This is a genomic window from Streptomyces sp. NPDC007162 (genome assembly GCF_040634175.1).
Lineage (GTDB): Bacteria > Actinomycetota > Actinomycetes > Streptomycetales > Streptomycetaceae > Streptomyces.
This window is the reverse complement of the sequence record NZ_JBEYFC010000285.1, coordinates 1-11,356: the sequence shown is the minus strand read 5'-3', so window position 1 is coordinate 11,356 and position 11,356 is coordinate 1. Positions and strand designations below refer to the sequence as shown.

General features: G+C 71.2%; 9 protein-coding genes. 5 read left to right on the top strand and 4 right to left on the bottom strand.

The annotated features are described in order from the left end of the window. Positions 1–54 precede the first annotated feature (54 nt). Entirely contained in the window at positions 55–1,335 is a 1,281-nt protein-coding gene (locus ABZ646_RS28355) for a ribonuclease D (protein ID WP_360524682.1), read from the top strand. Here ABZ646_RS28355 and ABZ646_RS28350 read toward each other — a convergent pair. Continuing rightward, positions 1,332–2,156: a TetR/AcrR family transcriptional regulator gene (locus ABZ646_RS28350; protein WP_360524679.1), complete on the bottom strand. Its 825-nt coding sequence runs from the start codon at positions 2,154–2,156 to the stop codon at positions 1,332–1,334. The genes ABZ646_RS28355 and ABZ646_RS28350 overlap by 4 nt on opposite strands. Before the next feature lie 256 nt (positions 2,157–2,412). On the opposite strand from ABZ646_RS28350, the gene ABZ646_RS28345 reads away from it, so the two are divergent. Continuing rightward, entirely contained in the window at positions 2,413–3,507 is a 1,095-nt protein-coding gene (locus ABZ646_RS28345; protein ID WP_360524676.1) for a hypothetical protein, read from the top strand. On the opposite strand, the gene ABZ646_RS28340 is transcribed toward ABZ646_RS28345, so the two are convergent. The 3 genes from ABZ646_RS28340 to ABZ646_RS28330 are packed head-to-tail and all read right to left on the bottom strand — an operon-like array spanning position 3,474 to position 6,480. Beyond that, entirely contained in the window at positions 3,474–4,304 is an 831-nt protein-coding gene (locus ABZ646_RS28340) for a carbohydrate ABC transporter permease (protein ID WP_360524673.1), read from the bottom strand. The genes ABZ646_RS28345 and ABZ646_RS28340 overlap by 34 nt on opposite strands. After that, a complete protein-coding gene (locus ABZ646_RS28335; protein WP_360524670.1) occupies positions 4,301–5,167 on the bottom strand; it encodes a sugar ABC transporter permease in 867 nt (288 codons plus the stop codon). Before ABZ646_RS28335 ends, ABZ646_RS28340 begins: the two co-directional genes overlap by 4 nt. Next, entirely contained in the window at positions 5,164–6,480 is a 1,317-nt protein-coding gene (locus ABZ646_RS28330; RefSeq protein WP_360524667.1) for an ABC transporter substrate-binding protein, read from the bottom strand. Before ABZ646_RS28330 ends, ABZ646_RS28335 begins: the two co-directional genes overlap by 4 nt. 154 nt (positions 6,481–6,634) lie before the next feature. On the opposite strand from ABZ646_RS28330, the gene ABZ646_RS28325 reads away from it, so the two are divergent. The 3 genes from ABZ646_RS28325 to ABZ646_RS28315 all read left to right on the top strand — a co-directional run. Continuing rightward, positions 6,635–9,019 (top strand): glycoside hydrolase family 2 protein, encoded by a 2,385-nt coding sequence (locus ABZ646_RS28325; protein WP_360524664.1) that lies wholly within the window; start codon positions 6,635–6,637, stop codon positions 9,017–9,019. After that, entirely contained in the window at positions 9,016–10,041 is a 1,026-nt protein-coding gene (locus tag ABZ646_RS28320; protein WP_360524661.1) for a LacI family DNA-binding transcriptional regulator, read from the top strand. The genes ABZ646_RS28325 and ABZ646_RS28320 overlap by 4 nt, the downstream gene beginning before the upstream one ends. 117 nt (positions 10,042–10,158) lie before the next feature. Further along, a partial coding sequence (locus ABZ646_RS28315; RefSeq protein ID WP_360524658.1) for an acetyl-CoA C-acyltransferase occupies positions 10,159–11,356 on the top strand: 1,198 nt, incomplete at its 3' end.

The following is an 11,356-nucleotide window of genomic DNA, read 5'->3' as shown; positions in this document are numbered from 1 at the left end:
GTCGACGGAACGTTCCGTCGACGGGCGCCGTCCACACACAGATACCCTTGACAGGTGACCGACGCCCAAGACACCGCAGCAGACAGTTCACTGCGCACCACCGGGGGCACTCCCCCGGACGACGCCGAGTCTTCTGCGACGGGGGCGCCGATCCCTCTGCTGGAGCCGCGCGAGGGCATTCCGCCCGTGGTCGCGGACGAGGCCGCGCTCGCGCGCGTGGTCGCCGCGTTCGCCGCGGGTTCCGGTCCCGTCGCCGTCGACGCCGAGCGGGCGTCCGGCTACCGCTACGGGCAGCGCGCCTACCTGGTCCAGCTCCGCCGCGAGGGCGCCGGGACCGCGCTGATCGACCCGGTCGCCTGCCCCGACCTCTCCGGTCTCGGGGAGGCGCTGTCCGGGGTCGAGTGGGTGCTGCACGCGGCCACCCAGGACCTGCCCTGTCTGCGTGAGATAGGCATGCTGCCCGGCAGCCTGTTCGACACCGAGCTGGCCGGCCGGCTCGCCGGGTTCCCCCGGGTCGGGCTCGGCGCGATGGTCGAGGGCGTCCTCGGGTTCGTGCTGGAGAAGGGCCACTCCGCCGTCGACTGGTCGACCCGCCCGCTGCCCGAGCCGTGGCTGCGGTACGCGGCACTCGACGTCGAACTGCTGGTCGACCTGCGGGACGCCCTGGAGAAGGAGCTGGACCGGCAGGGGAAGCTGGAGTGGGCCCGGCAGGAGTTCGACGCGATCGCGGCCGCGCCGCCGGCCGAGCCCCGGAAGGACCCCTGGCGCCGGACGTCCGGGATGCACAAGGTGCGACGGCGCCGACAGCTGGCCGTGGTGCGGGAGCTGTGGGAGATGCGGGACCGGATCGCACAGAAGCGGGACGTGTCGCCGGGCAAGGTGCTCAGTGACGCGGCGATCGTGGAGGCGGCGCTCGGCCTCCCGCCGAACGTGCACGCCCTCGCCGGGCTGAACGGGTTCGGGCACCGGATGGGCCGGCGCCAGCTGGAGCAGTGGCAGACCGCGGTGGACCGTGCCAAGGCGCTGCCGGACGCCGCGCTGCCGCAGCCGGGTCAGCCGGTCACGGGGCCGCCCCCGCCACGGGCGTGGGCCGACAAGGACCCCGTCGCGGCGGCCCGGTTGTCCGCGGCGCGCGCCGCGGTGTCGGCACTGGCCGAGCAGCTCAACATGCCGCAGGAGAACCTGATCACGCCGGACACCGTGCGGCGGCTCTGCTGGGAACCGCCGCGGGTGGTGGACGCGGAGTCGGTCGGGGCCGCGCTGGAGGGGTACGGGGCGCGACCGTGGCAGGTCGAGCAGGTGACGCCGGCACTGGTGACGGCGCTGACCGCCTAGGTGTGCCGACCGGTCAGCCCCTGAGCCGCTTCCGGCTCCGGGGCGCGTGACCCGGGAGCAGCGTCCGGGCCCTGCGAGGGACCGCCTTCCCGCTCAGGACCGCGGTCGCCTTCCGGGTCCGGGTCCCCGTCGGGGGTGGCTTCCGGTTCCGGGTCGGGGGTGGCTTCGAGGAACGCCGTGTAGAGGTGTTTGCCCCGTGCCACCGAGAAGTCCATCTCCGGCAGTACCTCCGGGACCGCGATCGCGGTCACCAGGTTGCGGTACATGCGCGAGACCCGCTCCTCCACGTTCCCCAGGTGCCGGTCGAGGGTGTTCGAGATCAGCACCACCCCGGCCCAGTTCCCCGCGAGCTGGTGGGCCTGCTCCGCCACGTCGACGAAGGGTTTCAGCTCGCCGCGCCGCCGGGCCTCGGTGAGCTGACCGGTGTTGAAGACGATCCAGTCGGGCCACGGGGTCCCGTAGGTCTCCGGCGCGCTGCTGTGGAACGAGAGCATCAGCGCGGCCTGCAGTGCGCTCTCGTGGGAGATCCGGTGCGCCAGGATCATGCCGATGTCGACCACTTCCTGGAGCTTGAGCCGCTGCTCCCGCAGCCCGTCCATGCTCAGCGTGTCCTTCATGATGGCGCTCGCCACGTCGAGCTTCCCGCCGGGGAAGTGCCGGTAGAAAGCTCCCTTGCTGGTCCGCGCCGCCGTGATCAGGTCGCTGACCGAGGCTCCTTCATAGCTCTCCGCGACGAACAGCGCGCCGGCCGTGTCGAGGATGCGCTGCCTGGTGTCGAGGGCGCGCTGTTGCCGACGTCGCGGCCTGTGCGGGTTGCTCATGCACTCTCCCGGATGGCTCCACCGATTCCCGGGCCAAGGAATACCAGAAGGAATACCAGACGGACGGGCCCACGGCCGACGCCTGCTTGACGCCACTGCACCTGCGTTCCAGACTTGGCGACGCCAGAAGGGACCGATCGGTCCCTTCTGGCACCGAACACAGTGGAGCAGTACCGAAATTACACCGTTTTCGCAGGTGAGAACGGAGGAAAAAGATGGGACCGTTCGGTCTCAACAAGGCCAGGAGAGCACTGCGATGAGCGTCTCCGACACCGCCGGCACCGCGGCGGTGATCGCCCCGTACGACGCCGGGAGCGGGTATCCGCTCGCGTTCGCCCGGCACGGCTGGCGGACGGTCGCCGTCGTACCGGAGCCCCGGCTGCGGCCGCCGGCGTACCGGAACGCCACGGTGGCCGCCGGGTACACCGGCACGGTCGTGCACCGCGGGGTACGGCAGACGGTCAAGGCGTTGCGGGCCCTGGGGGTGTCGGCCGTCGTCGCGGCCGGTGCCGGGGGGATCGAGCCGGCCGAGCGGATCGCCTGGCAGCTCGGCCTCCCCGGGGCGGATCCGGCCTCGTCCCCGCTGCGGTACGACCGCGGAGCACAGGCGGCCCGGCTGTCCCGGGTGGGGATACCCGCCCTGCGGGGCGTCCGTACGACGAGTCCCGCCGACGCGTTGGCCTGGGTGCGGACCTGTCCCCTGCCCGGCTATCTGCTCGCGCCGGCGACAGCCGGAACTCCGGTCGAGCCGCTGGAGTGCGCGGACGCGCTCCAGATCACCGCCGCGTGGCAGGCCGTGCGGCACGCTGCCGTCCGGTACTCCGGCAGCCCGGACCTGGTCCTGACCGAGCGGCCCCCGCCCCGCCGGTTCACGGTCTGCACCGTCACCCGGCCGGGCCCTGACGGCCGTCCCGAGCACGTCGTCACCGCGGTGCGGGCGACCGTCCGCACCGGTCACGGCCGACCGGTCCGTACCGGACCGCTCGCCGCGGGCGGCGACCCGGCGCGGCCTGCCGCGCGCCGCACGGCGCAGCTCCTCGCGCACCGCACGGCCCGGGTGCTCGACGCGCTCGGCGTGGTCTGCGGCCCGGCCACCACCCGGTTCGCCCTCGGGACCGACGACGAGCCGCTGCTGGTGGACTCGCTCGCCGCCGGGGCAACCCCACAACTCCCTCTCTTCCCAGGACAGTCCATGACCGAATGGCCACCGCCCGCAACCGCCCGCCCCGCCGACGTGCCGCCCTCGGTGGCGCAGAACGCCCGCATCCTGGAGCTGGGCGTACGGCGCGAGGAACCGCCCGTCCCCGCCCGGGCGGCTCATCTCGTGGCGCCCCGCATGAAGCCGTTGTAGATGAAGCGTTGCAGGCAGAGGAAGACGACCAGGGTGGGCAGGATCACCAGGATCGCGCCCGCCGAGATGATTTCCCAGTGCGCTCCGTAGGGCCCCCGGAAGCGGAACAGGGAGGTCGAGATCACGCCAAGGTTCTGCGACGGCATGTAGAGGAACGGGATGTAGAAGTCGTTGTAGACGGCGATGCCCTTCACGATGACGACGGTCGCGATCGCCGGTTTCAGCAGCGGAAGAATGATGCGCAGGTAGATCGTGAACGCGTTCGCGCCGTCCAGGCGGGCCGCTTCGTCCAGGGAGATCGGGATCGAGCGGACGAACTGCAGGAAGATGTAGACCGAGACGATGTCCGTGCCCATGTAGAGGGCGATCGGCGCCCAGCGGGTGTCGAAGAGGCCGAAGCTGTTGACGATCTGGAAGGTGGCCACCTGGGTGGTCACTCCGGGAACCAGCGCGGCCAGCAGGAAGAGGGCCACGACCGGTTTCTTGAAACGGAACGTGAAGCGGTCGATCGCGTACGCCGTCATCGAGCCGATGAGCACCGTCCCGCCGATCGAGAAGACGACGATGAAGAGCGTGTTGCCGAAGGCGCGCAGCATGCCGCCGTCCTGGAACGCCGTCACGTAGTTGTGGAAGTTCAGCAGGTTCGCGGGGAGGGTCAACGCCCCGCTGCCGTCCGCCATTTCGTCCGCCGACTTCAGGGACGTCAGCAGGACCACGGTGAGCGGGAGCAGGACGACGATCGCCGCCGTCACCAGGGAGAGGTGGACCAGGGCTCGCGCCGCTCGCCGGCGGGTCATACGAGGTCCACCCTGTCGTCGGGGACCAGGCGCCGTTGCAGCCAGGTCACCGCCAGGACGATCAGCAGCAGGACGACCGCGGCGGCCGAGGCGAGCCCCGTCTTGTTGTACTGGAAGGCGAGTTTCACGGTCTGCGTCACGAAGGTCTCCGTGCCGGTCGCGCCGCCGGTCATGATGTACGGCACCTCGAACACCGAGAGCGAGCCGGACACGGAGAGGATCACGGTGAGGGTGACGACCGGTCTGATGCCCGGCGCGATGATGTGGCGGAACTGCTGCCAGCGGCCCGCCCCGTCCAGTTCGGCCGCCTCGTACAGCTCCCCCGGTATCGACTGGATGGCGCCGAGGAAGAGCACGAAGTTCAGCCCCAGGTACCGCCAGACCGACACGCCGGCCAGGGAGGTGTTCGCCGACACCGGGGTGCCGAGCCAGGCGTGGTCGGTGTGGACGCCGAACAGGGCGAGCACGGAGTCGAGGGTGCCGCCGTCCTGGAAGAAGTAGAGGAAGACGAAACCGATCGCGACCCCGTTGATCAGGGACGGGAAGAACAGCACGCCCTTGAAGAAGTTCCGGAAGCGGACGTCGAAGCTGAGGACCGTCGCGAAGTACAGCGCCGCGACGATCTGCACCGCCGAGGCCACCAGGTAGTACCCGCTCACCAGGAAGACCTCGAAGAGGTCGGGGCGGGTGAAGATCTCCGCGTAGTTGTGCGCGCCCGTGTAGTGGAGCTCGGGACTGACGCCGTCCCAGTCGGTGAAGCTGTACGCCAGCATGTTCACGAGGGGCGCGTAGGTGAAGGTGATCAGCAGGGCGAGCGGGGCGAGGAGGAAGAGCCAGGGGGTGAGGCGCCGCGAGAACGTCATGACGTCCCCGCCGTCTTCTCCGCCGCGGTCCACTTCCTGCCGAGGTCGCCGAGGAAGCCGTCCAGGGTGCCGCCGCGGGCACCGCGGGCCAGGTCGACGAGCTTCTGACGGTAGTCGGGAGCGTTGATGCCGACCTCGGAGGCGGAGTCGATGAGCTTGACCCTGGCACCGGCCGTGTCGTCCAGCTCGATCAGCTTCACACCGGCGTCCTCGTACGGCTTGAGGACCGCGGGCAGGGGCGCGTCCTTCAGCGGGGAGATCGCCAGGTTGTCCTTGTCGTAGCCGGACTTGTCGGTGAACCAGTCGATCCAGGCGCGGGCCGCGGCCTTGTGCGCGGAGTGGACGTTGACGGCCTGGTTGTAGTCGGGGCCGACGGTGCCGCAGAACCTGCCGTCCGGCTGTGCCGGGAAGGGCATGAAGCCGATGTCGCCGGGGTCGACGCCGGCCTTCCTCGCCGCGTCCTGGAACTGCACGATCGCCCAGGTGCCCAGCCATTCGGTGGCGATCTTTCCCTTCGCCAACTGGGCTTTGGACGCCTCCCAGTTGGTGGTGGTCGGGTCCTTCTCGGCCAGGCCGTCGTGGACCACGTCGTACAACAGGGTGTCGCCCACCCGCAGGTCGGCCCCCTTCGCCCAGGGGTCGCCCTGGGCGAGCTTCGTGGTGGCCTGCGGGTCGCAGTGCACCGAGCCGTTGACGAACGTCCAGGACGTCAGGGGCCACTGGGCGGCGTAGTTGGTGTAGTACGGGGTCGCGCCGGTCCGCGCCTTGACCGCCTTGAGGTCGGCGACGAACTCGGCCGGGCTGGTGGGCCACCGGGTCACCCCGGCCTGCTTCCAGACCCGCTTGTTGTAGACGAAGCCCGGCATCACACCGATCGGGCTCTGGCCGTAGACCTTGCCGTCGACCGTGGTGTTGCCGGTGAACCGGTACTTCTTGGAGAGTTCCGACTGGCTGCCGAGCGAGGCGAAGAACTTCGGGTAGTCGCTCTTCTTGATGACCCCGGGGATCATCAGGACGTCACCGTAGTTCTCGGTGTTCATCCGGATCTTGACCTCGGACTCGTAGTCGGTCAACGCCTGGAACTCGACCTTCACCTTCGGATAGACCTTGTTGAACTCGGCCGCGTACCGGTCCAGCGTGCCGTCCTGCTTGAGGTCGGTCCGCTGGGTGAGGACCGTGATGGTCCCGGTCACCTTCGAGGGATCGTCCGGCGCCTTGGCGTCCGCGCCTTTCGTCGAGCCGCCCGTACCGGTACAGGCGGCGAGGAGGAACGCGGTTCCGGTGGCGAGGACGGCGAGCTTACGGCGGTTCATGTGCATCAGCTCCGTTCGGGGGACGGACGAGCACGTGCGACGGTTGGCTGATTCGGCACTCTGACAGCGCTTTCCTCAACCGGTAAAGTCCCAATCCCGCCAAGGATGCGGAAAGTACGCCCAGTGCTGGAGTAGACCGGTTTAGGGAGTGCGCATGCTGGAGGTCACGCCGTTCGGCGAGGGATGGGTCCTGGAGTACGAGGGGCACGCGCTGCCGGCGGCGGTGCCGGGGTGCGTGCACACCGACCTGCTCGCCGCCGGGGTGATCCCGGATCCCTTTCTCGGGCGGAACGAGACCGAGGTGGCCTGGGTCGGCCGACGGGCGTGGACGTACACCACCACGCTGGACGCGCGGTCGGAGCACGAGCGGACCGACCTCGTCTTCGACGGCCTCGACACCGCCGCCGAGATCACCCTGGACGGCCGGCTCCTGGGCCGCACCAGGAACATGCACCGGTCGTACCGCTTCGACGTGACCGGGCTGCGGGGACGGCTCGCGGTGCGGTTCGCCTCCGCGTACACCGAGGCGGCCGCGGTCCGCGACCGCCTGGGCGGACGGCCCGCCGCCTATGCCGAGCCCTACCAGTACATCCGGAAGATGGCCTGCTCCTTCGGCTGGGACTGGGGGCCGACGCTGGTGACGGCCGGAATCTGGCGGCCGGCGCGGCTGGAGCACTGGTCGGCGGCCCGGATCCGACGGGTGCGCCCGGTGGTGACCGTCGAGGCGGGCGTGGGCGTCGTCGAGTTGTCCGTCGACGTCGAGCGCACCGGGGCCGGGGCCGGCCTCGGGATCGAGGTGCGGGTCGGCGGCCGCACGGCGCGTGCCCCGGTCGAGGGAGCGAGCGGGACGGTCCGGGTGCAGGTGCCGGACGTACGACTGTGGTGGCCACGCGGCTACGGTGAACAGCCTTTGTACGAGGTCGAGTTGTCGCTGGTGCAGCAGGGCGGGGTGGCCGACTCCTGGCGGCGGCGGGTGGGCTTCCGGACCGTGGAGCTGGACCGGCGGCCCGACGGGCACGGCACCGGGTTCACGTTCGCGGTCAACGGGGAGCGGATGTTCGCGCGGGGCGTCAACTGGATCCCGGACGACGTGTTCCCGTCGCGGGTGACCAGGGACCGGTACCGGGAGCGGCTCGGCCGGGCCGCCGCCGCGGGGGTGGATCTGGTGCGGGTCTGGGGCGGGGGCATCTACGAGAGCGAGGACTTCTACGACGCCTGCGACGAGTTGGGGCTGCTGGTCTGGCAGGACTTCCCGTTCGCGTGCGCGGCCTATCCGGAGGAGCAGCCGCTGCGCGGCGAGGTGGAGGCGGAGGCCCGGGAGAACGTCGTACGGCTGATGCCGCACCCCTCGCTGGCGCTGTGGAACGGCAACAACGAGAACCTGTGGGGGTTCCGGGACTGGGGCTGGGAGGAGCGGCTGGCCGGGGAGTCCTGGGGCGAGGGGTACTACCTGGGGCTGCTGCCGCGGGTGGTGGCCGAGTCGGACCCGACGCGGCCGTACACGGCGGGCAGCCCCTGGTCCGGGTCGTGGGAGCGGCACCCGAACGATCCGGCGCACGGTACGCACCACTCCTGGGAGGTGTGGAACCGGGCCGACTACGACGACTACCGGCGGGAAGTGCCGCGGTTCGTGGCGGAGTTCGGCTGGCAGGCACCGCCCGCGTACGCCACGCTGCGCCGGGCGCTGCCCGGTGAGGTGCTCGCGGCGGACTCCCCCGGCGTGCTGCACCACCAGAAGGCGGACGACGGGAACGGGAAGCTGCGGCGCGGCCTGGAGCGCCACTTCGTCTTCCCGGCGGCCGACTTCGACCGCTGGCACTACCTCACGCAGGTCAACCAGGCGCGTGCGGTGGCCGCCGGGATCGAGCACTGGCGCTCGCACTGGCCGGTGTGCGCGGGCACGGTCGTCTGGCAGCTCAACGACTGCTGGCCGGTGACGTCCTGGGCCGCGATCGACGGGGACGGCCGGGAGAAGCCGCTCTGGCACGAGCTGCGGCGGCTGTACGCGGACCGGCTGCTGTCGCTCCAGGTGCGGGCAGGCGGGCTGGTGTCGGCGCTGGTCAACCAGTCGGCGCAGGCGTGGCGTGGCCGGCTGGCGCTGCGCCGGATGACCGTGGAGGGGGCGGTCGTCGGGGGTGCGGAGGTGGCGGTGGTGGCCGGCGCGCGGGCGGTGGCGGTCGTGGAGGTGCCCCGGGAGCTGCGGCCGGACGGGGCGAAGGAGTTCCTCGTGGCCGATGCCGACGGCGGGGCGGCAGGCAGGCTGCGGGCGTGGTATTTCCCGGTGCCCGACCGTGAGATCCCTTACCCCGAGCCGGAGTTCGAGGTCGCCCTGGCGCCGGGGGCGGTCACGGTGACGGCTCGTACCCTGGTACGGGATCTGCTGCTCCAGGCGGACCGGCTGGACCCGGCCGCGCGTGCCGACCGCGGGCTGGTCACCCTGCTTCCCGGCGAACGGGTCACGATCGGGGTGACCGGCTGGAAGACTCCGGACGTGGCCGCCGCCCGGGCCGCCCTGTACTGCGTGGAGCCCTCCCGATGACAGCATCCCGCGTCACCATCAAGGACGTCGCCGCGCGGGCCGGCGTGTCCAAGGGGGCCGTGTCGCTGGCCTTCAACCACAAGCCGGGCCTGGCGGCGGCGACCCGGGACCGGATCTTCGCGGCGGCACGGGACCTGGGGTGGGCGCCGGACACCACGGCGCGGTCGCTGGCCGGGGCACGGGTGGACGTGGTGGGGCTCGCCATCTGCCGGCCGGCACGGATGCTGGGGCTCGAACCCTTCTACATGGAGTTCGTCTCGGGGGTGGAGAGCGTACTCTCCGAGCGCTCCTGCTCCCTGCTGCTCCGGCTGGTGCGGAGCGTGGAGGAGGAGGCCGGGCTGCTGGACTCCTGGTGGAAGGGGAGGCACATCGGCGGGGCGATCCTCGTCGACTTCCGGGCGGACGATCCCCGGGTGGAGGTGGCGCGGCGGCTGGGGCTGCCGGTGGTGGCGGTGGGGCATCCCTCGCTGACCGGCGGGCTGACGTCGGTGTGGACGGAGGACGGGGAGGCCGTGGCCGAGGCCGTGCGGTATCTGGCGGCTCTGGGGCACCGGCGGATCGCCCGGGTGGGGGGCGCGGCCGCGCTGGGGCACACGGAGATACGGGCCGCCGCGTTCGCCGCGGCCTCGTCGGCGTCGGGGCTGGCGGGGGCGGCGCAGGTGACGACCGACTACTCGGGGGACGCCGGGGCACGGGCGACCCGGTCGCTGCTGAGTGCGGCGGCGGGCGACCGGCCGACGGCGATCATGTACGACAACGACATCATGGCGGTGGCGGGGTTGTCGGTGGCCGCCGAGATGGGGTTGTCGGTGCCGGGGGACGTCTCGTTGCTGGCGTGGGACGACTCGCAGTTGTGCCGGCTGACGCATCCGACGCTGTCGGCGATGAGTCATGACGTGCACGGGTTCGGGGCGGAGGTGGCGCGGACGCTGTTCGGGGACGGTGGCTCGCATGCGGTGGCCACTCCGGTACTGACGCCGCGAGGGTCCACTGCGCCCCCTCGGCAGGGTCCGTCCATGTGACCTTCGCCGCTCCCGTCGTTTGGGGTGGGCAGTCACGTTACTGATAAGTAGCATGGGGCTGAGCGCGCGCTCAGCGCGGCCGCAGCAGTGCAGACCCGCATCTGGAGGAGAGCCATCGTGCCTCGTACCGTCAGGGATGTCGTCTTCGTCGACGGCGTCCGTACCCCGTTCGGCAAGGCGGGCCCGAAGGGCATCTACCACGAGACCCGTGCCGACGACCTCGTCGTGAAGGCGATCCGGGAGCTGCTGCGCCGCAACCCCGGCCTGGACACCAAGAAGATCGACGAGGTCGCCATCGCCGCGACCACGCAGATCGGCGACCAGGGTCTGACCATCGGCCGTACCGCGGGGATCCTCGCGGGTCTGCCGCAGTCCGTGCCCGGCTACTCCATCGACCGCATGTGCGCCGGCGCCCTGACCGCCGTCACCACGGTCGCCGGTTCCGTCGCCTTCGGCGCGTACGACGTCGCCATCGCCGGCGGTGTCGAGCACATGGGCCGCCACCCGATGGGCGAGGGCGTGGACCCGAACCCGCGGTTCGTCAGCGAGAAGCTGGTGGACGAGTCGGCGCTGTTCATGGGTATGACCGCGGAGAACCTGCACGACCGCTACCCGGGGATCACCAAGCTGCGCGCCGACGAGTACGCGGTGCGTTCGCAGGAGAAGGCCGCCAAGGCGTACGCCAACGGCAAGATCCAGGCCGACCTGGTGCCGATCTCGGTGCGCCGGACCAACCCGGAGGGCGGCGAGACCGGTTGGGGTCTCGTGACCGCCGACGAGCCGATGCGCCCGGGGACCACCCTGGAGAACCTCTCCGGCCTCAAGACGCCGTTCCGGGTGCACGGGCGGGTCACCGCCGGCAACGCGGCCGGTCTGAACGACGGCGCGACCGCCTCGCTGATCGCCTCCGAGGACTTCGCCCGCGAGAACAACCTGCCGGTGAAGATGCGTCTCGTGGCGTACTCCTTCGCGGGCGTGGAGCCCGAGGTCATGGGCTACGGCCCGATCCCGGCGACCGAGAAGGCCCTCGCGCAGGCGGGGCTGTCCATCTCCGACATCGGCCTGTTCGAGATCAACGAGGCCTTCGCCGTGCAGGTGCTGGCCTTCCTCGACCACTACGGCATCGCGGACGACGACGAGCGCGTCAACCAGTACGGCGGCGCCATCGCCTTCGGTCACCCGCTGGCCTCCTCGGGCGTGCGTCTGATGACGCAGCTGGCCCGCCAGTTCGAGGAGCAGCCGCACGTCCGCTACGGCCTGACCACCATGTGCGTCGGCTTCGGCATGGGCGCGACGGTCATCTGGGAGAACCCGC

Coding starts and splice junctions, on each gene's coding strand:
- ABZ646_RS28340 (WP_360524673.1), bottom strand. CDS start 4,304: ATGACCCGCCGGCGAGCGGCGCGAGCCCTGGTCCACCTCTCCCTGGTG.
- ABZ646_RS28350 (WP_360524679.1), bottom strand. CDS start 2,156: ATGAGCAACCCGCACAGGCCGCGACGTCGGCAACAGCGCGCCCTCGAC.
- ABZ646_RS28330 (WP_360524667.1), bottom strand. CDS start 6,480: ATGAACCGCCGTAAGCTCGCCGTCCTCGCCACCGGAACCGCGTTCCTC.
- ABZ646_RS28325 (WP_360524664.1), top strand. CDS start 6,635: ATGCTGGAGGTCACGCCGTTCGGCGAGGGATGGGTCCTGGAGTACGAG.
- ABZ646_RS28320 (WP_360524661.1), top strand. CDS start 9,016: ATGACAGCATCCCGCGTCACCATCAAGGACGTCGCCGCGCGGGCCGGC.
- ABZ646_RS28335 (WP_360524670.1), bottom strand. CDS start 5,167: ATGACGTTCTCGCGGCGCCTCACCCCCTGGCTCTTCCTCCTCGCCCCG.
- ABZ646_RS28345 (WP_360524676.1), top strand. CDS start 2,413: ATGAGCGTCTCCGACACCGCCGGCACCGCGGCGGTGATCGCCCCGTAC.